The sequence below is a fragment of the Pseudomonas sp. Teo4 genome, from assembly GCF_034387475.1.
Lineage (GTDB): Bacteria > Pseudomonadota > Gammaproteobacteria > Pseudomonadales > Pseudomonadaceae > Aquipseudomonas.
In genome coordinates this window covers 2,419,430-2,438,361 of record NZ_JAXCIL010000002.1, presented here as the reverse complement: position 1 = coordinate 2,438,361, position 18,932 = coordinate 2,419,430, and the positions used below count along the sequence as shown (strand labels likewise).

The window sequence follows — 18,932 nt, the reverse complement described above, 5'->3', positions numbered from 1 at the left end:
TCCTTACAAAGGTCCCAGCGAACGTACCACCAGGAACAGCACACAAACGAACAACGCCGCATCGAACAGTGCTTCATGCCAGATCCAACGCCCCAGTGGCGTGGCCTGGACCACCAGGCGCAACAAGCCGGTGAGCACCAGCGCCATCAGCACATAGATCAGAAACGGGCTGAGCAGCACACCGCCCACCGCCCACTCACGCAACCCCATGGGCTTCCTCCTGCCAGCGGCACCATTTGCCCCAGCTTTTCTGCAATTGCAGCACGGCGCCTTCGGCCAGCCGCAGCGGGTCGCTGGGGGGCTGGCGACGCAAGGCGTCGATGAAGTGCTCGCTGGCAGCATCCAGGCCTTCCCCCCGCCCGGCAGCCGGCCCCTTGGCCAACACCGCCTCCACCTGCTGCAGGTACTCGCGCTCGGCGCTGCCCATCGGCACGTTCGCCACCGCCAGGCACATGCGCAGGTGCACCAGTTCATCACCGATATCCAGGCCATGCAGGCCATCGTCCCAACGCTTGCGCTCGGCTTCAGGCAGTTCGCTGGCGTGGTGGGCAAGTTGCATCAGGCGGTCAGCCATGCGCCCGCCAAACCAACTGTCGGCGCCACGCAGGTCGCGGCGGGTCAGGCGCACAAGGTCACTCTGGGTGGCTGCCCGCAAGCGTCGGCCCAGCCAGGCCGGGTGGCGCAGCACCACCAGCCGAAACGCCAGCACGGCCGCGCCGACGCCCATCAACATGGCCTGCGCACTGTTGAGCATGTTCGCCACATCGAAAGTCATGTTGTTGAGCGGCGACACCAGCACGATGAAGTGCAGGCAGTAGGAGGTGGCAGTGCCCGCCGTACGGGGGTGGGCCATGCCCAGGGCGCCGAAGAACAACGGCACGCCCATGCCCAGGCAGAGCATCGCGAAGCTGCTCCATTGGGGCAGGAGAATCTCCCCGACCACGAATGCCACCGGAAACGCCAACAAGATCCCGCGCAAGAAACTGAGGCCAATCTGCGCGCCGTTCTCACGGCTGGCGAACAGGCTGCAGACCACGCAAGTCAACACCAGCCCTCCCGGCGCCGAGGGCCAGGCCGTTGCCAGCCAGAAACTGCTCATGACCAAAAACGCCAAGGCGCTGCGCGCACCGAACAACAGGGCCAACGGCAGGTCACGGTGCACGGCGAGGCCCGTTGCGGCATCCTTCGGCGCCCTGCCCGCCTCGACATCCTCAAGCGCCTGGGTCGCAGCCATGGCGTAGTCCATCAGCAGTGCCATGCGCGCCAGGCAGAAATGTTCCGCGGAGCTTATGTGCTCGTCGTGAGCCGCGTCCCAGATGCGTTGACGCACAACCAGCAAGCTTGGCTTGTCAGGCTGGGTCAGCAGTGCCCGCACCTCATCCAGCCAAGGCGCAAGGCGCCGGGCTTCCCGGTCATCTAGCTGGCGCCATTGCCGGCGCACCGAACGCGAGATGCGCAGCAGCACCATCAACTTCTGGCTTAGTCCACGGATGGCGCTGGCCCGCTGCCGCCCGCGATTGCCTTCGAACCAGGCGTGCTCGCGCTGGGAATCGATCGCCACGATGCGCCCGAGAATTTCCAGCAGCCCTTTGCGTGCTTCGTCTTCACCGCCCAACATGGCACTGGCCGCTTGCAGCCCAGTCTGCCAAGCGTGGCGCGCCTGGCCGGCCAGTTGCTGCTCGACGCGCATCGGCCAGAGCAAGGCGCTGGTGGCGGTGGCGCAGCAAATCCCCAGGCAGATTTCGGTGCAGCGGGCCACAGCCTGGTCGAATACCTGCAGCGGATGGTTGACCGCCGGCAGCGCGATGATCGCCACCGTATAGCCGGCCAGCACGAAGGAATAGGCCCACGCGCTGCGCAGTTGTGTCGAGGCTGCCGTGCACAAGGCCAGCCAAAGGGCCAAGGTGATGAGGAACAACCAGGGTGTCTGGGCGAACAGGCCCATGAACACCACCGACATCACGGTGCCAACCAGTGTCCCGGCCAATCGCGCCAAGCCCTTCTGCACCACCATTCCCGACAGTGGCTGCGCCACGATGAATGCGGTCATCAACGCCCATGACGGCTGCTCCAGCCCCCAACGCATAGCCAGCCAGAGCGCCAGACCACCGCCGAGCAGGGTCTTGATGGCGAACTTGATGGCGAGGCTGCTGGGTGCGAACAGGGCCTGGAGGGTGATGGGCACGAATCGGACCTTGCGGGGGGATGGTTACAGAAAAGATAGACAATGCAGAGAAGGATAATGCCGAGACGAATAATTAGCTAGCTAATCATCTTTCAAGCAACGCGCATCCTGCGCACGCATGAGATCGCGGGCAAAAAAATGGTTCTTCACGAAATCTTGGGAGGGGCTTCGATGTGCCTGCCCTGGGTTTGGAGGTGATGCGTAGATCGAGCGCCGCGCGGGCGGCGCTCGATCTTGCAAACGCTAAAAAACTTACGACAGGCAAAAAAATGGGCGACCGAAGTCGCCCTAAATGCCTTGCGTGCTCGTGAACCTGGAAGGTCAGCGCGGCTTGCGCTTGTTCGAGTCCTTCCAGATGAAAAGTCCTAGACCGGCAAAGAATGCAAACATCAACCCGACCGTTACCACGCCAGCGATGACCACATTGTCGAAGAACATGTCGGCCTCCCCATTCGTTTGCCGTTGTCCGATGGGTGCAAGGTATCGAATTGAGGGGGGTGGGAAATTGATCGGTGTCAATGGTGCCCGGGACCGGGCACGCGAGGCGGGCGCAGGGTTGACCTGCGTCAAGTTTCAGCGCTTCTTGGGCTTGCCCTTGGGTTTCTTTTTCTTCGCATTTGCCAATGGCATGGCTTGCTCGAACGCCTGACGCACTTCGTTCAGGCGCTTTTCCTTGAGATCGTGGACACGCTTGGCGCGTTCGGCATCGAAGTCGATGAGGTTGTCTTGGCTCATGGGTGGGCTCGACAGTCAGCAGAGTCTTGCATGATGAGGCCAAGGACTGGCCGTGACCAGCCCCAGGTCAGACTTCGATGTCCACCAGCAGCCCCTGGCGTGGCTGTTCACCCATCAGTGGCGCGACCGGCACGGTGTTGTCCGCGTTCACCTCGTCACCGGGCAGCGCGCTGTAGCGCTCATCGTCACCCTTGTTGCGGCGCTGCTGACGACGCTGCTCGTCGCGCAACAACAGGGCCTGCTCCTCGGGGTCACGGTGCTGCTTGAGGTCAATGGCGCTCTCGCTCGAGGACGGTTGCGCCGGCACCACCGGCTTGATGTCGGGGGTCGGTTTGACCGGGTCCAGTTGCGAGGTTACCGGGGCAGCACTGAGCGGGATGATCGGCGGCAGCATGGGAATTCTCCTGTAGCCACTGTATCGGCTGGCCGGCATCCGCCTTGAGTCTTGGCGGATGAACATCGGCAGTGTGTCACGGTCGGCTGCCACCAATAAAGGCTGCGGTTATTCGACGTCTTCCTCGGGGTCGTCATCGACCGGTGGGCTGGACTCGCTCCAAGGGCGCTTGTAGACCTGCTGCCAGACCGCATCCATATGCTCACGGAGCACTTGTGGGGCGTTTTTCAGCGAGGCACTGTCTTCGCGCTCGCCACCGATAGGCTCTTCGCCCGCCGGAGTGATCAACGACTGGCCGGTGATCGTGTAGCTGGCCTGCCCTTCTCGCAGTTCGATGGCGATGTCATGCGGGTCGATGCCACCGCCGCAGAAGGCATGGCTCGCCACCGTCACTTCGGCAATACCGTCTTTGTTGAGGTCGCTAACGTCGCTGACATCGGTATAGAAGTCCACATCCAGATCCAGGCCCGGGCAGCTGGTTTCCTGCTCGATCTGCCAACGCGGCTTGAACGCTTCCTTCTCTGCAGCACGCCCATACAAGGTGGCCTTGAGCTGTACCTTGTCCACTTCCTGCTCGGTTTCAGGGTCGGTGGCCTGACCATCGACGCGGCTCAGCACCAGTAGACCCTCACCGTCACGATCACGGAAATGCACGCTCTTGATCGGCGTCTGCACCCCCAGCACCTCGAGCTGCTCGACCGGGATCGCAGGCAGGGTCTCGAAATTCTTCTGTTCACAGGCGGCCAGCAGCAAAACGCTACCGATGGCCATTGAGGCGCTCAACCAGGGGTGCTTCACAGGCATATCGGCTCGGACCCTCGTCGTCAGGACGGTGTTCGTCGATGAAACAGCTAGACTCTTGGTCTTCACTCTTTGGTCTGACCGGCCTATCCGTTAACATAGCCGGCTTTTCAACGCGGGAGTTCAGGCAGTATGGCGCAGCAGTATCAACCGGGGCAACGCTGGATCAGTGACAGCGAAGCCGAGCTCGGCCTGGGTACCATCCTGGCGCAGGATGGCCGCCTGTTGACCGTGCTCTACCCGGCCACTGGCGACACACGTCAGTATTCCCTGCGCAATGCGCCGCTGACCCGTGTGCGCTTCTCGCCAGGTGACCAGATCACTCATTTCGAAGGCTGGAAACTGACCGTACGCGAGGTCGAGGACATCGACGGCCTGATGGTCTACCACGGCCTGGATGGCAACAATCAGCCGCGCACTCTGCCGGAAACCCAGCTGTCGAACTTCATTCAGTTCCGCCTGGCCAGTGACCGCCTGTTTGCCGGCCAGATCGACCCGCTGTCGTGGTTCTCCCTGCGCTACAACACCCTGCAACACACCAGCAAGCAGATGTTGTCGTCGCTCTGGGGTCTGGGTGGCTGCCGCGCACAACCCATCGCCCACCAGTTGCACATCGCCCGCGAAGTGGCCGACCGCAGCGCACCACGCGTTCTGCTGGCCGACGAAGTCGGTTTGGGTAAGACCATCGAGGCCGGCTTGGTGATTCACCGCCAGCTGCTGTCCGGGCGCGCCAGCCGGGTGCTGATCCTGGTACCGGAAAACCTTCAGCACCAGTGGCTGGTGGAAATGCGTCGGCGCTTCAACCTGCAAGTTGCCCTGTTCGACGCCGAGCGCTTCATTGAAAGCGACGCCAGCAACCCATTCGAAGACGCCCAGCTGGCGCTGGTCGCCCTGGAATGGCTGGTGGACGATGAGAAAGCCCAGGACGCGCTGTTCGCCGCCGGCTGGGACCTGATGGTCGTCGACGAAGCCCACCACCTGGTGTGGCATGAAGAACAAGTCAGCGCCGAGTACGGCCTGGTGGAACAGCTGGCCCAGGTTATCCCAGGCGTGCTGCTGCTTACCGCGACCCCAGAGCAGCTCGGCCAGGACAGCCACTTCGCCCGCCTGCGTCTGCTGGACCCGAATCGTTTCCACGACCTGGCCGCCTTCCGTGCCGAGAGCGAGCACTATCGCCCGGTTGCCGAGGCTGTTCAGGAGCTGCTGGACGAAGGCCGTCTGTCGCCCAAGGCCCACGCCACCATCCTCAACTTCCTCGGCGCCGAGGGTGAAGCCCTGCTGGCCGCGGTCAACGATGGCGATACCCAGGCCAGCGCACGCCTGATCCGTGAGTTGCTGGACCGCCATGGCACCGGCCGCGTGCTGTTCCGTAACACCCGAGCGGCAATCCAGGGCTTCCCCGAGCGCCAGCTGCACCCCTACCCGCTGGCCAACCCCGAGCAATACCGCGACCTGCCGGCCGACGAGCACGCCGAGCTGTACCCGGAAGTGGCGTTCCAGGCCCAGGGCGAGGTCAGCGACGACGAGCGCTGGTGGCGTTTCGACCCGCGCGTCGATTGGCTGATCGACACCCTGAAGATGCTCAAGCGCACCAAGGTGCTGGTGATCTGCGCCCACGCCGAGACTGCCATGGACCTGGAAGACGCCCTGCGCGTACGCTCCGGCATCCCCGCTACCGTGTTCCATGAAGGCATGAGCATCCTCGAGCGAGACCGCGCCGCTGCCTACTTCGCCGACGAGGAATTCGGCGCGCAGGTGCTGATCTGCTCCGAAATCGGCAGCGAGGGCCGTAACTTCCAGTTCGCCCACCACCTGGTGATGTTCGACCTGCCGGCCCACCCGGACCTGCTCGAACAGCGTATTGGCCGTCTCGACCGTATCGGCCAGAAGCACACCATTCAGCTGCACATTCCTTACCTGCAGGACAGCCCGCAAGAGCGCCTGTTCCAGTGGTACCACCAGGGCCTGAACGCCTTCCTCAACACCTGCCCCACCGGCAACGCCCTGCAGCACCAGTTCGGCCCGCGCCTGCTGCCGATGCTCGAGGGTGGCGACGGCAAGGCATGGGAGGCGCTGGTGGCCGAAGCCCGCACCGAGCGCGAGCGCCTGGAAGCCGAGCTGCACAGCGGCCGTGACCGCTTGCTGGAACTCAACTCGGGCGGTGCTGGCGAAGGCCAGGCGCTGGTCGAGGCGATTCTCGAACAGGACGACCAGTTCGCCCTGCCGATCTACATGGAAACCCTGTTCGACGCCTTCGGCATCGACAGCGAAGACCACTCCGAGAACGCCCTGATCCTCAAGCCAAGCGAGAAAATGCTCGACGCCAGCTTCCCGCTGGGTGACGACGAAGGCGTGACCATCACCTACGACCGCACCCAGGCATTGTCGCGCGAAGACATGCAGTTCCTGACCTGGGAGCACCCGATGGTGCAGGGCGGCATGGACCTGGTGCTGTCCGGCTCGATGGGCAACACCGCCGTGGCCCTGATCAAGAACAAGGCGCTCAAGCCTGGCACCGTGCTCCTGGAGCTGCTGTTCGTCAGCGAGGTGGTGGCACCGCGCAGCCTGCAGCTGGGCCGCTACCTGCCACCGGCGGCACTGCGCTGCCTGCTGGATGCCAACGGTAACGACCTGGCGGCACGCGTCGCTTTCGAAACGCTCAACGACCAGCTCGAAAGCGTACCTCGTGCCAGCGCCAACAAGTTCGTCCAGGCTCAACGCGATGTGCTGGCCAAGCGTATCAGCGGCGGCGAAGCCAAGGTCATGCCGGTCCACGTCGAGCGTGTAGCCGAAGCCCAGCGTCGTCTGACCGCCGAGGCCGATGAAGAGCTGGCTCGCATGATTGCACTCAAAGCCGTGAACCCGAGCGTGCGTGACAGCGAGATCGACGCCCTGCGCAAGCAGCGTGAGGAAGGCCTGGCAATGCTGGATAAAGCAGCGCTGCGCCTTGAGGCAATTCGCGTACTGGTTGCTGGCTGACATCGAGTCAGCCCCCATCGCCGGCTTGCTGGCGATGGGGGCACCTTGGCATCCCTCCTTTATATCCCCCCGCTATCAACCTCATACCAAAATCGTTGCGATCAAAATGCCATTAGTCAGGAAGGCCTAGCTACGTCTTCCTATACTTCGTCTGGTCAGTCTCCACCCTGCGTTATTTGGAGACGAGTGAAAACTCGACGAAGAGGCACGCTATGGAATGGCTGGGGCTGCAACTGTTCTCCGAGCTTCCGATCAATGGGCGGATCGTCATCGACTGCCGGCATGAGCCGCTGCTAATCCTGCTGGCCTATGCCGTGGCCTGTGCCGGGTGCTTTGCCACCCTCGACATGGCCGAACGCCAATCCCACAGCGAAAACGCCAGCGCCCAGCGACAATGGCGGGTACTGGGGGCCTTCTGCCTGGCCGGTGGTATCTGGGCCATGCACTTCATCAGCATGCTGGCTTTCCAGGCCCCGCTGGAAGTCCACTACGACGTCTCCCTTACCGGCCTTTCGCTGCTGATTGCGCTGGTGGTCGCCTGGCTGGCCATGAAAAGCCTGAACCGTTCGCAAATGCTCGCGCACCACTACCTGCAAAGTGCCCTGCTCATCGGTGGGGGCATCATTTTCATGCACTTTGTCGGCATGGCGGCGTTGCAGACCGGCGCCCAGCAGTACTACCGCACCGACCTGCTGCTGGCGTGCACCGCCATCGCCTTCCTCACCAGCCTCACCGCCCTGGTGCTGGCGCGGTACTTCCGCAATGGCAGTGGCAGTTGGCACCTGGCCATGAAGTACGGCGCCAGCCTGGTCATGGCAGGCGGTATCGTCGCCACCCATTTCACCGCCATGGCGGCGATGACCCTGGTCATCCCGGCTGATACCGCCTTGCGCTTGCCATCGGGCGATAACAGCCTGCAGTTGGGCCTGACCATTGCCGTCATCACCTTGCTGATCAGTGGCAGCAGCATCAGTGCTGCCCTGGCCGACAAGAAGCTGCAACGCCAGGAAAACGACCTTCGCCGTTACAGCGTGCTGCTTAACCAGCTCGACCAGGCCCGCGCCTCGCTGCAGCAAGCCGCCCATTACGACGCCTTGACCAATCTGGTCAATCGCCGGGGGTTCAACCAGGTGTTCGCCGAACGCCTGGCCGAGCATCAGGACAGTCAGAGCCGCCTGGCGGTGATGTTCCTCGACATCGACCATTTCAAACGCATCAATGACAGCCTTGGCCACGATGCGGGCGACGAGCTGCTCAAGGTCATCGCCGACCATATCAAGGCCGCCACCCGCAGCCAGGACCTGGTGGCGCGCCTGGGTGGTGACGAATTCTGCGTGGTCACCAGCCTGAACAACCCCGATGAGGCGCGCCACCTGGCCCAGCGCATCATGCAGCGCATGAAAGACCCCATCGACCTGGGTGGCCGCCGCATGGTGATGACCACCAGCATCGGCATCAGCATCTTCCCTGAAGATGGTCAAACCGCTGAAGAACTGCTCAAGCATGCCGACCTGGCCCTTTATCAATCCAAGGGCTGCGGACGCAATAGCCTGCACTTCTTCAACAACGGCCTGAAGAATCGCGCCACTCTGGAACTGCAACTTGAGGAAGAACTGCGCGTCGCCCTGCTCGAAGAGCACGGCCTGTGCGTGCATTACCAGCCCATTTTCGACCTGCACACCGGCCAGGTAGCAAAGCTCGAAGCGCTGGTGCGCTGGCAACACCCGCAACACGGCCTGTTGAGCCCCGACCGTTTCATCGGCATTGCCGAAGCCAACGGGCTGATCGTCGACCTCGATCTATGGGTGCTGCGCCATGCCTGTGAAGACCTGGCTCAACTCAATCGCCACGGCTACACCAGCCTCAAGGTCACGGTGAACTGCTCGGCCGTGACCCTGGGCCGCGAAGAGTTGGCCAACGAAGTGGAAATGACGCTGCGACAAGCTGGCCTCGCACCCCGCCAACTGGAACTGGAGGTCACGGAAAATGCCCTGATGGGTGATGTCCAGCGCACCGCCGGCCTGTTCAAGCGCATTCGCGCCCAGGGCGTTGCCCTGTCGATCGACGACTTCGGCACCGGCTATTCGTCGCTGGCCTACCTCAAGCGCCTGCCGCTGGATGTCCTGAAGATCGACCGCAGTTTTCTTCAGGACGTGCCTGACAACCAGAAAGACCGGGAAATTGTCCAGGCCATCATCATCATGGCCCACACCCTGCACTTGCAGGTGGTTTGCGAGGGTGTCGAGACCATCGAGCAACATGAGTTTCTCGCCACCCACGGCTGCGATTACCTGCAAGGCTACCTGCTGAGTCGGCCGGTGCCGCTGGCCGACCTGCGGCCGATCCTGGACCGGCTCGACCGCCAGGAAAGCCGCCTCAGCCCTTGTTACGATACAGCTCTACCAGGGTCGCCGGATCTTTTTGCAGATAGCCCTGGCTACCGTGCAAGCGCATCAGTTGCGCGGCGAGGCCGCTAAGTGGAGTCGCCGAGCCCTGCTCGCGGGAAAACTTGACCGCACCATCGAGGTCCTTGAGCAGCGTGCGTACATGCCACTTGATCGGTTCGAAGCGGCTTTCGGCCATTTGCGGCGCGAGAATCTGCAGCGGCTTGGAGTCGGCGAAACCGCCTGCCAACGCTTCGGCGATCAAGGTCGCATCGACCCCAGACTGTTCCGCCAGCGCCACCACTTCGGCAATCACCAGGGCGTTGCAAGCAACGATCATCTGATTGCAGGCCTTGGTCACCTGCCCTGCCCCCACCGCCCCCATGTGCGTGACCCGTTGGCCAAGGGTCAGCAGAATCGGCCGAGCGCGTTCAAGGTTGGCCAACTCACCACCAACCATGATTGCCAAAGTGCCAGCCTCGGCCCCTGGCGTGCCCCCTGATACCGGCGCATCCAGCCAGGCCATGCCGCACAGGGCAGCCAGTTCGGCGGCCATCTCGCGGGTGGCGGTCGGTTCGAGGCTGGAGAAGTCGATCAGCAACTGCCCGCTGCGCCCGCCCTTGACGACCCCTTGCTCACCGAACACCACTTCACGCACCACCGCCGTATCGGCCAGGCACAGCAGCACCATATCGACGTCGCGGCTCAACTCGGCAGGGCTGTGCGCCAGTTTCGCGCCCGCGGCGACCAGCTCGGCGCACTTCTCCGGGCTGCGGTTCCATACCGTCAGCGGGTAACCCGCAGCCAGCAGGCGCCGACACATTGGCAGGCCCATCAGGCCAATCCCGGCGAATCCCAGCGAAGGCAGTGCAGTACTCATGAACGACTCCTGGCAGAAGATTAAAGAAGCATGACAATCGGACGATGCAGTGCCGGAGCGATAGAAAATTCCTTAGAAGATGTAAGGCAAACCCCTATCGCATCCAAAAAAGGCGCACTGCTACAGTCGCCGAACCCTGGTGATGGCTAGATGACATAACCCTCCAGGGGCCCACCACCTCAGGTAAATGGCGCACTATGACTTCTACGAACACTTCTGCCAATGCGGTCCCCGAGTCGACGACACACTCCACTTCGCTGACCGCCAGCGGTGCTCGAGAACCCCTGCCCGCGCGCAGCACGCCAGCGCAGCAGTATCTGTACTTCACCGAACAGGACATCCAGCGCATCCTCGACAACCTCGACGGCCTGCGCGACCTGGTGTTCCCGCAGAATCTGCACATCGAGGATGAAAGCCAACTGCGCCTGGAGCAGCAGTTCCCTTCGGTGTGCCTGATCGGCCTCGGCCGCTGCGGGTCGAACATCGCCCTCGATGTCGCGGAGCTGGTGTTCAACGCCCGCACCTTCTTCCTCAACGAGTTCAACAACGAGGATCGCAACAAGGGCGAATCGGGCTACAGCCCGGCGCGCTGGATTCGTCAGAACCTGCGTCTGGTACAGAACAAAGGCGTAAAGCCGGTGTTCCTGGTCGAGCCACTGGTGATGCTGGGCGACCTGGACAAGGACATTGCCGGGCGAATTCGTTTCTCGCGCAAGGGCGAGCGCGGCGAGTTCCTGCGCGACTACAGCAAGATGAAGATCATGGACCTCTCCGAAGTCCATGCCGGTGGTGCCGGTAACGCACCGATCCTTGGCCAGTACCTGGCCAAGATCATCCTCAACAAGGACACCCAGCGCTTCTCCAGCGCCGACTGGAAACTGATCCACTCGTACCTGATCGATTCCTGCGGCATCAAGGCCAACCAGTCGCGCCTGTACTTCTACATCTTCAGCGCAGGTGGCGGCACCGGCTCGGGCATGGCCTCGGAGTTCGGCCTGGCCCAGCAGTACTCGTACATGAACAAGACCTTCGACACCAAGCAGGCCGACGAGAATGACGGCAAGAGCGGGCATTCGTTCGTCTTCGAACCGATTTTCACCAGTGGCATCTGCGTGCTGCCGAATGCTTCGGACCATCGAAGCGAAATGTCCGAAGCCTTGCACATCAACGCCGGCCGCTTGCTGTGCAAATACCTTTCGGAGGAATGGGACTTCTCTTACAACTTCGACAACGATGACAGCAGCGAAGCCAGCGTAATGGGCCGCATCCGCCCATGGAACGCCATGATGCTGATCTCCAACGACATCATGCGTTACGCCGAAGAAAGCGACGACGGCACGATCCACAACATCGACGTCAACGCCATGGAGAAGCACGCCAACCAGTACATCTCCCAGCAGATCTTCAACATCCTCACGGCCCAGGCAGTCACCACCGACTACGACCAGAACTACTTCCGTCGCGCCGGCATCGACATCGGCGAAACCATCCGCCTGGACGCCAATGACCTGTTCATGAGCCTGGCAGGCCCGGTGGCCATCGCCTACGCCGAATCGGTGGTGCCGGAAATTCCGGCCCAGGGTTCGGACAAATTCAAAGTCTTCGAGCGCGAGGCACCGCGCCTGGACATCGACGACCTGTTCTTCCGCTCGATCGACCTGCCGCACTTCAACAAGCAGACCCAGGCCATCGAAGGCATCAGCCTGTTGCCGATCGAGTCGCGCCGCTACCGCGCGGCGCTGGAGCAATACCAGGCCTCGGGCTACGACGCTGCCGCCCTGCACGACCTGCATTTCTTCAAGAACTGCTCGTCGGTGGTGTCGATCGTGTCGCTGCCCAAGGACTACAAGCTGTCGTACATGGACCTGAACCGGCTCAAGACCCACCTCAACAGCCTGTTCCCCAACACCACGCTCAAACGCTATGCGCTGGTCATCGGCGCTTCAGCCAACCTGTCGCTGACCACACTGATCGCCAAGAGCCCGTGCCTGTCGGACGACTTCCTGACCCTGATCGTGGCCTTCATCAAGCGCTGCTTCGCCCGCACGCCGTACCGTTTCGACGACACCCTGGACAACGCCATTCTGGAATTCATCACCAGCGAGCATTTCGAGGAAGAACGTATCGACGATCTGCTCAACGAGTTCGAGAACCCGGCGAAGATCCTTGATACCAACTGGTATGCGATCAAACCGATGTACGAAAAGAAGTACCGCGAGTTGATCAACGACAAAAGCCGGTTCGTGTCGATCAATGACATCCGGCTGTCGCGCGAATGCGTGAAGAAGGCGGTGAAGTACCTGCGCGAGATCTTCCGCCACCGCATTGGCAAGACCCGGGTCATTTCGCTTAACAGCCATACCGGGCGAGTAGACTACTGAGCCCTGGGGCCACTCTGTGGCCCATCGCCGGCAAGCCGGCTCCCACAGGGACAGCATTGCACGCTAGCCACCGCTACACCTGTAGGAGCCGGCTTGCCGGCGATGAGGCCGGTACAGCCAGCACAAGACAGTTGCCCCACCTGGACCGTGCCGATCTTGAGATCACTGCACTACCTGTGGGAGCTGGCCCGCCGTGGCGACGGACCGCGGTGGGTGACGGCGCAGCAGACCCCATTACGCATTCCGTAAACTGTTACCGCCCCGCCGAATCACCCCGCCACTGTTACTTACTTCCACCTTACGTGAGCGTCAACGCGCACCATAGCAAGGCGCCTGTGCGTTTTTGCGCACTAAAAAAGCGCAGGCTTATTCCGCTTTCTTCATCTGAATCACGATGAACGGCGACACCACCACCGCCCAGATCTCTGGATCGCGGCTTTGCAGGTCTAGTGCCTGCTCGGCGGTCACCGGCCCGACAGTGCCATCACTACGCCACTTGGCGAAGATCTCGCTGCGATTCTCGGCCATCGCTTCGGCAACGGCGATCAGGTCCAGGGATGGGTCGACCCAAATCAGGTCACCCTTGGCCCAGAAACGCTCCAAGGCTTTCCACTCGATGGTCGCGGTCTCGCCAAGCAATTTGGCATAGAGGGTGCTTGTTTGATCAGTCATGGGTTTGTACCCGTAAAAATCGGTCAATAAAAAAGGCCGCTATTTTTGCAGAAAAACCCGGTTTCAAATACGTAATTTGGTCGATTGGCCCCGAAGTTGTGGGGTGGGGCCAGGGATACAGGCAAAGTAATGGCGCTTTTTTGTATCTTTCTTTCGACCAAGCGACAACCCCGGAAACAGGCGCAATTCGCCCGCTTTTCAAGCGCTCGAACAGCGCTCTACACTGTACCGGTACAGTTCCGGGACATGTTCCGGGGGAAGGTGGGCATGCAGTATGGCGTGGCCATGCCGCAAATCCCGCCCGGTCTGTAGCCCTGGCCGCCAGGACTATAAGAATTACAACAGAATGAGTGGAGCACTATGATCAAGATTTCCAAGCTGTTCGCCGCAATGGTTCTGGCCGGGGTTGCCAGCCATTCGTTTGCCGCCGACACCATCAAGATCGGCATCGCGGGCCCGAAAACCGGTCCTGTGACCCAGTACGGCGACATGCAGTTCATCGGCGCGAAACAGGCCATCAAGGACATCAACGCCAAGGGCGGCGTCGATGGCAAAATGCTTGAAGCCAAGGAATACGACGACGCGTGCGACCCTAAACAGGCCGTTGCAGTCGCCAACAAAGTGGTCAACGACGGCGTCAAGTTCGTCATCGGCCACCTGTGCTCCAGCTCCACCCAGCCTGCGTCCGACATCTACGAAGACGAAGGCGTGATCATGATCACCCCAGCCGCCACCAGCCCGGAAATCACCGCTCGTGGCTACAAGCTGATCTTCCGCACCATCGGCCTGGACAGCGCCCAGGGCCCTGCCGCCGGCAACTACATCGCCGACCACGTCAAGCCGAAAGTGGTTGCGGTACTGCACGACAAGCAGCAGTACGGTGAAGGCATCGCCACCGCCGTGAAACAGACCCTGGAAGGCAAAGGCACCAAGGTTGCCGTCTTCGAAGGCCTGAACGCTGGTGACAAGGACTTCTCCTCGATCATCCAGAAGCTCAAGCAGAACAACGTCGACTTCGTCTACTACGGCGGCTACCACCCAGAGCTGGGCCTGATCCTGCGCCAAGCTCAGGAAAAAGGCCTGAAAGCCAAGTTCATGGGTCCAGAAGGCGTGGGTAACGATTCGATCTCGCAGATCGCCCAGAACGCCTCCGAAGGCCTGCTGGTCACCCTGCCGAAGTCCTTCGACGCCGACCCTGCGAACAAGGCCATCGTCGACGCCATCAAGGCTGACGGCAAAGACCCAAGCGGCCCGTTCGTGTTCCCAGCCTACTCGGCTGTCGAGCTGATCGCCGAAGGCATCAAGGCGGCCAAGTCCGAAGACTCCGACAAGGTGGCAGCCGCCATCCACGCCGGCACCTTCAAGACCCCAACCGGCGACCTGTCGTTCGACGCCAAGGGCGACCTGAAAGACTTCAAGTTCGTGGTCTACGAATGGCACTTCGGCAAACCGAAGACCGAAGTCTCCCCTCAGTAACTGCGTGACTAATAGCTGACCGTAGAAGCCCACTGTGCGAGCAGTGGGCTTTGTTTTACGAGGTTCATGGGCCTGATTGCCGCGATCCGGCAGCGGGCTCACCTGAAAATCTTAAAACCGTCACCCGCGGTTTCCTGGCCTACCCCCGCCAGTGAAATGCAAATCAGGTTTTTAGGAGCGCTGTAATGCCTGAGATCTACCATTTCTTCCAACAACTGGTTAATGGATTGACCATCGGCAGCACCTATGCCTTGATCGCCATCGGTTACACGATGGTGTACGGCATCATTGGCATGATCAACTTCGCCCACGGCGAGGTGTACATGATCGGTTCCTACGTGGCCTTCATCGCCCTGGCGGGCCTGGCCATGATGGGTATCCATTCGCTGCCGATACTGATGACCGTCGCCTTCGTCGCGACGATCTTCGTCACCAGTGCCTATGGCTACAGCATCGAACGGGTCGCCTACCGCCCCCTGCGTAACAGCAACCGTCTGATCCCGCTGATTTCCGCCATCGGCATGTCGATTTTCCTGCAGAACACTGTCTTGCTGTCGCAGGACTCCAAGGACAAATCCATCCCCAACCTGATTCCGGGGAGCTTCTCCTTCGGCCCAGGTGGCGCAGAGGAAGTCCTGGTCTCCTACATGCAGATCCTGGTGTTCGTGGTCACCCTGGTGGCCATGACCCTGCTCACCCTGTTCATCTCCCGTTCCCGACTGGGCCGCGCCTGCCGCGCCTGCGCCGAGGACATCAAGATGGCCAACCTGCTGGGCATCAACACCAACAACATCATCGCCCTGACCTTCGTCATCGGCGCCGCATTGGCGGCGGTGGCGGCCGTGCTGCTGAGCATGCAGTACGGGGTGATCAACCCCAACGCCGGTTTCCTGGTGGGCCTGAAGGCCTTCACTGCGGCGGTACTGGGCGGCATCGGCAGCATTCCGGGCGCCATGCTCGGCGGGCTGGTGCTGGGCGTGGCCGAAGCGTTCGGCGCCGACATTTTCGGCGACCAGTACAAGGACGTGGTTGCATTCGGCCTTTTGGTTCTTGTCCTGCTGTTCCGGCCGACCGGCATCCTGGGCCGCCCGGAGGTTGAAAAAGTATGAACAGAAATCTCAAACAGGCGTTCTTCAGCGCCTTGCTGGTCTGGGCCGTGGCCTTCCCGGTGCTGGGCCTTAAACTGAGCATCGACGGCATCAGCCTGGTGGTGCACAGCCAGGGCTCGTTCACCATAAGCATCATCGCTGTGTGCTCGGTGCTGATGTTCCTGCGCGTGCTGTTCGACAAGCAGTGGAGTTCGGTGATGGGCCGCCGCTCGGATCGCAAGTTGATCCCGCCAGCAGTCAGCAACTACCTGACCCTGCCCAAGACCCAGCGCTATGTGATCATTGGCCTGATCGTCGCGGCACTGGTGTGGCCGTTCTTCGGCTCGCGCGGCGCGGTCGACATCGCCACGCTGATCCTGATCTACGTGCTGCTGGGCCTGGGCCTGAACATCGTGGTGGGCCTGGCTGGCCTGCTCGACCTGGGCTACGTGGGCTTCTATGCCGTGGGCGCGTACAGCTACGCCATGCTCTCGCACTACCTGGGCTGGAGCTTCTGGGTGTGCCTGCCGATCGCCGGCTTGATGGCCGCCACCTTCGGCTTCCTGCTCGGTTTCCCGGTGCTGCGTCTGCGCGGTGACTACCTGGCGATCGTGACCCTGGGCTTCGGCGAAATCATCCGTCTGTTCCTGCGTAACCTCACCGACTGGACCGGCGGCCCCAACGGCATCAGCAACATCCCTAAACCAGAGTTGTTCGGCCTCACCTTCGAGCGCCGCGCAGCCGAGGGGATGCAGACCTTCCACGAGTTCTTCGGGCTGGAATACAACTCGATCAACAAGGTCATCTTCCTCTACCTGGTGGCCCTGCTGCTGGCCCTGCTGGCACTGTTCGTCATCAACCGCCTGCTGCGCATGCCGATTGGCCGTGCCTGGGAAGCGCTGCGTGAAGACGAAATCGCCTGCCGTGCACTGGGCCTGAACCCGACCGTGATCAAGCTCTCGGCCTTCACCCTGGGCGCCTGCTTCGCAGGTTTCGCCGGCAGCTTCTTCGCCGCCCGCCAAGGCCTGGTGACCCCGGAATCGTTCACCTTCATCGAGTCGGCGATCATCCTCGCCATCGTCGTGCTCGGCGGCATGGGCTCGCAATTGGGCGTGATTCTCGCGGCCATCGTGATGATCCTGCTGCCCGAGCTGATGCGTGAGTTCAGCGAGTACCGCATGCTGATGTTCGGTGCGCTGATGGTGTTGATGATGATCTGGCGTCCGCAAGGCCTGCTGCCTATGCAACGTCCACACATGGAGCTGCGTCGATGAGCCGCGAAATTCTGCAAGTCAGCGGCCTGAGCATGCGCTTCGGCGGCTTGTTGGCGGTCAACGGCGTGGGCCTGACCGTCAAGGAAAAACAGGTGGTGGCGCTGATCGGCCCGAACGGTGCCGGCAAGACCACCGTGTTCAACTGCCTGACCGGCTTCTACAAGCCAAGCGGCGGCACCATCCTGCTCGATGGCCAGCCGATCCAGGGCCTGGCCGGCCACCAGATCGCTCGCAAGGGCGTGGTGCGGACCTTCCAGAACGTGCGTCTGTTCAAGGAGATGACCGCACTGGAAAACCTGCTGATCGCCCAGCACCGCCACCTCAACACCAACTTCTTCGCCGGCCTATTCAAGACCCCGAACTTCCGCCGCAGCGAAAAAGAGGCCATGGAACGTGCCCAGTACTGGTTGGAAAAGGTCAACTTGACCGAGTTCGCCAACCGTACCGCCGGCACCCTCGCCTACGGCCAGCAGCGCCGCCTGGAAATCGCCCGCTGCATGATGACCCAACCCCGGATCATCATGCTCGACGAACCGGCAGCGGGCTTGAACCCCAAGGAAACCGAAGACCTCAAGGCGCTGATCGCCTACCTGCGTGAGTCGCACAACGTCACCGTGCTGCTGATCGAGCACGACATGAAGCTGGTGATGAGCATCTCCGACCATATCGTCGTGATCAACCAGGGCACGCCCCTGGCCCATGGCACACCGGAGGAGATCCGCGACAACCCTGACGTGATCAAAGCCTACCTGGGGGAAGCGTAAATGCTGAAGTTCGAGAACGTTTCCACCTTCTACGGCAAGATCCAGGCGCTGCACAGCGTCAACGTGGAAATCAACCAGGGCGAGATCGTCACCCTGATCGGTGCCAACGGTGCTGGCAAGTCGACGCTGCTGATGACCCTGTGCGGTTCGCCCCAGGCTCACAGTGGCAGCATCAAGTACCTGGGTGAAGAACTGGTCGGCCAATCGTCTTCGCACATCATGCGCAAGAGCATCGCCGTGGTCCCCGAAGGCCGTCGCGTGTTCGCTCGCCTGACGGTCGAGGAAAACCTGGCCATGGGCGGCTTCTTCACCGACAAGGGTGACTATCAGGAGCAACTGGACAAAGTCCTGCAACTGTTCCCCCGTCTGAAGGAGCGCTACATCCAACGTGGCGGCACCATGTCCGGCGGCGAACAACAGATGCTGGCCATTGGCCGTGCGCTGATGAGCAAACCCAAGCTGCTGCTGCTCGACGAGCCATCGTTGGGCCTGGCGCCGATCATCATCCAGCAGATCTTCGACATCATCGAACAACTGCGCCGTGACGGCGTGACGGTGTTCCTGGTGGAGCAGAACGCCAACCAGGCGCTGAAGATCGCTGACCGGGCGTATGTGTTGGAGAACGGCCGAGTGGTGATGCAAGGGACGGGTGAAGCACTGTTGACCGACCCGAAGGTGCGAGACGCGTATCTGGGTGGCTAATAGAGAAAGGGGCTTCGGCCCCTTTTTTCTGCCTGTTGAAAATGCACCGCCAATGCCGGCCTTTTCGCGGGCAAGCCCGCTCCCACAGAGGTAACGCAACGCTCAGGTCTGACGCCACTCCTGTGGGAGCGGGCTTGCCCGCGAAAAGGCCGGCACAGGCAATCGAGCGCTTGTGATCAAAGCCCAGCCTGAGTAACGTGGCCAGCTCTTTGGCAAA

At 61.7% G+C, this 18,932-nt stretch carries 16 protein-coding genes; 8 read left to right on the top strand and 8 right to left on the bottom strand.

The annotated features are described in order from the left end of the window. Positions 1-3: 3 nt before the first annotated feature. The 6 genes from PspTeo4_RS27550 to PspTeo4_RS27525 form a co-directional block, all read right to left on the bottom strand. On the bottom strand, positions 4-210 hold the full coding sequence (locus tag PspTeo4_RS27550) for a DUF1656 domain-containing protein (RefSeq protein ID WP_322366846.1): 207 nt from the start codon (positions 208-210) through the stop codon (positions 4-6). Beyond that, complete coding sequence (locus PspTeo4_RS27545) at positions 197-2,185, bottom strand: FUSC family protein (RefSeq protein ID WP_322366845.1); 1,989 nt, start codon at positions 2,183-2,185, stop codon at positions 197-199. Before PspTeo4_RS27545 ends, PspTeo4_RS27550 begins: the two co-directional genes overlap by 14 nt. Before the next feature lie 321 nt (positions 2,186-2,506). Next, positions 2,507-2,623, bottom strand: a complete 117-nt coding sequence (ccoM, locus tag PspTeo4_RS27540) for a cytochrome c oxidase subunit CcoM (RefSeq protein WP_023379091.1) — start codon at positions 2,621-2,623, stop codon at positions 2,507-2,509. A 135-nt stretch (positions 2,624-2,758) separates the two neighbouring features. Then, complete coding sequence (locus tag PspTeo4_RS27535) at positions 2,759-2,920, bottom strand: hypothetical protein (protein ID WP_322366844.1); 162 nt, start codon at positions 2,918-2,920, stop codon at positions 2,759-2,761. A 67-nt stretch (positions 2,921-2,987) separates the two neighbouring features. After that, a complete protein-coding gene (locus PspTeo4_RS27530) occupies positions 2,988-3,314 on the bottom strand; it encodes an aspartate-semialdehyde dehydrogenase (RefSeq protein ID WP_322366843.1) in 327 nt (108 codons plus the stop codon). Positions 3,315-3,422: 108 nt separating this feature from the next. Beyond that, positions 3,423-4,118, bottom strand: coding sequence for a M949_RS01915 family surface polysaccharide biosynthesis protein (locus PspTeo4_RS27525; protein WP_322366842.1), 696 nt, complete (start codon positions 4,116-4,118; stop codon positions 3,423-3,425). Positions 4,119-4,247: 129 nt separating this feature from the next. Here PspTeo4_RS27525 and rapA point away from each other — a divergent pair, with 129 nt between their 5' ends. Beyond that, positions 4,248-7,094 carry an RNA polymerase-associated protein RapA gene (gene rapA, locus PspTeo4_RS27520; protein WP_322366841.1) on the top strand — a complete coding sequence of 949 codons (2,847 nt, stop codon included), beginning with the start codon at positions 4,248-4,250 and terminating at the stop codon, positions 7,092-7,094. 212 nt (positions 7,095-7,306) lie between these two features. Beyond that, positions 7,307-9,571: a bifunctional diguanylate cyclase/phosphodiesterase gene (locus PspTeo4_RS27515; RefSeq protein ID WP_322366840.1), complete on the top strand. Its 2,265-nt coding sequence runs from the start codon at positions 7,307-7,309 to the stop codon at positions 9,569-9,571. Here the strand turns inward: PspTeo4_RS27515 and PspTeo4_RS27510 are convergent. After that, entirely contained in the window at positions 9,471-10,358 is an 888-nt protein-coding gene (locus PspTeo4_RS27510; RefSeq protein WP_322366839.1) for an NAD(P)-dependent oxidoreductase, read from the bottom strand. The two genes, PspTeo4_RS27515 and PspTeo4_RS27510, sit on opposite strands and share 101 nt — an antisense overlap. A gap of 197 nt (positions 10,359-10,555) precedes the next feature. Here PspTeo4_RS27510 and PspTeo4_RS27505 point away from each other — a divergent pair, with 197 nt between their 5' ends. After that, the gene (locus tag PspTeo4_RS27505; protein ID WP_322366838.1) at positions 10,556-12,739 is read left to right on the top strand and encodes a hypothetical protein; all 2,184 of its coding nucleotides are present in this window, start codon (positions 10,556-10,558) and stop codon (positions 12,737-12,739) included. A 366-nt stretch (positions 12,740-13,105) separates the two neighbouring features. Here PspTeo4_RS27505 and PspTeo4_RS27500 read toward each other — a convergent pair whose 3' ends face one another. Next, a complete protein-coding gene (locus PspTeo4_RS27500; protein WP_322366837.1) occupies positions 13,106-13,411 on the bottom strand; it encodes a DUF2288 domain-containing protein in 306 nt (101 codons plus the stop codon). A gap of 360 nt (positions 13,412-13,771) precedes the next feature. Between PspTeo4_RS27500 and PspTeo4_RS27495 the strand changes: the two genes are divergently transcribed. The 5 genes from PspTeo4_RS27495 to PspTeo4_RS27475 all read left to right on the top strand — a co-directional run bounded on the left by PspTeo4_RS27495 (position 13,772) and on the right by PspTeo4_RS27475 (position 18,715). Continuing rightward, a complete protein-coding gene (locus PspTeo4_RS27495; protein ID WP_322366836.1) occupies positions 13,772-14,887 on the top strand; it encodes a branched-chain amino acid ABC transporter substrate-binding protein in 1,116 nt (371 codons plus the stop codon). A gap of 185 nt (positions 14,888-15,072) precedes the next feature. Then, positions 15,073-15,996, top strand: a complete 924-nt coding sequence (gene livH, locus PspTeo4_RS27490; protein ID WP_201177791.1) for a high-affinity branched-chain amino acid ABC transporter permease LivH — start codon at positions 15,073-15,075, stop codon at positions 15,994-15,996. Further along, complete coding sequence (locus PspTeo4_RS27485) at positions 15,993-17,249, top strand: high-affinity branched-chain amino acid ABC transporter permease LivM (RefSeq protein WP_322366835.1); 1,257 nt, start codon at positions 15,993-15,995, stop codon at positions 17,247-17,249. The genes livH and PspTeo4_RS27485 overlap by 4 nt, the downstream gene beginning before the upstream one ends. Next, the gene (livG, locus tag PspTeo4_RS27480) at positions 17,246-18,013 is read left to right on the top strand and encodes a high-affinity branched-chain amino acid ABC transporter ATP-binding protein LivG (RefSeq protein WP_025340358.1); all 768 of its coding nucleotides are present in this window, start codon (positions 17,246-17,248) and stop codon (positions 18,011-18,013) included. The genes PspTeo4_RS27485 and livG overlap by 4 nt, the downstream gene beginning before the upstream one ends. Then, positions 18,014-18,715, top strand: coding sequence for an ABC transporter ATP-binding protein (locus PspTeo4_RS27475; protein WP_322366834.1), 702 nt, complete (start codon positions 18,014-18,016; stop codon positions 18,713-18,715). The last annotated feature ends 217 nt before the right edge of the window (positions 18,716-18,932 follow it).

Coding starts and splice junctions, on each gene's coding strand:
- PspTeo4_RS27550 (WP_322366846.1), bottom strand. CDS start 210: ATGGGGTTGCGTGAGTGGGCGGTGGGCGGTGTGCTGCTCAGCCCGTTT.
- ccoM (WP_023379091.1), bottom strand. CDS start 2,623: ATGTTCTTCGACAATGTGGTCATCGCTGGCGTGGTAACGGTCGGGTTG.
- PspTeo4_RS27535 (WP_322366844.1), bottom strand. CDS start 2,920: ATGAGCCAAGACAACCTCATCGACTTCGATGCCGAACGCGCCAAGCGT.
- PspTeo4_RS27530 (WP_322366843.1), bottom strand. CDS start 3,314: ATGCTGCCGCCGATCATCCCGCTCAGTGCTGCCCCGGTAACCTCGCAA.
- PspTeo4_RS27525 (WP_322366842.1), bottom strand. CDS start 4,118: ATGCCTGTGAAGCACCCCTGGTTGAGCGCCTCAATGGCCATCGGTAGC.
- rapA (WP_322366841.1), top strand. CDS start 4,248: ATGGCGCAGCAGTATCAACCGGGGCAACGCTGGATCAGTGACAGCGAA.
- PspTeo4_RS27515 (WP_322366840.1), top strand. CDS start 7,307: ATGGAATGGCTGGGGCTGCAACTGTTCTCCGAGCTTCCGATCAATGGG.
- PspTeo4_RS27510 (WP_322366839.1), bottom strand. CDS start 10,358: ATGAGTACTGCACTGCCTTCGCTGGGATTCGCCGGGATTGGCCTGATG.
- PspTeo4_RS27505 (WP_322366838.1), top strand. CDS start 10,556: ATGACTTCTACGAACACTTCTGCCAATGCGGTCCCCGAGTCGACGACA.
- PspTeo4_RS27500 (WP_322366837.1), bottom strand. CDS start 13,411: ATGACTGATCAAACAAGCACCCTCTATGCCAAATTGCTTGGCGAGACC.
- PspTeo4_RS27495 (WP_322366836.1), top strand. CDS start 13,772: ATGATCAAGATTTCCAAGCTGTTCGCCGCAATGGTTCTGGCCGGGGTT.
- livH (WP_201177791.1), top strand. CDS start 15,073: ATGCCTGAGATCTACCATTTCTTCCAACAACTGGTTAATGGATTGACC.
- PspTeo4_RS27485 (WP_322366835.1), top strand. CDS start 15,993: ATGAACAGAAATCTCAAACAGGCGTTCTTCAGCGCCTTGCTGGTCTGG.
- livG (WP_025340358.1), top strand. CDS start 17,246: ATGAGCCGCGAAATTCTGCAAGTCAGCGGCCTGAGCATGCGCTTCGGC.
- PspTeo4_RS27475 (WP_322366834.1), top strand. CDS start 18,014: ATGCTGAAGTTCGAGAACGTTTCCACCTTCTACGGCAAGATCCAGGCG.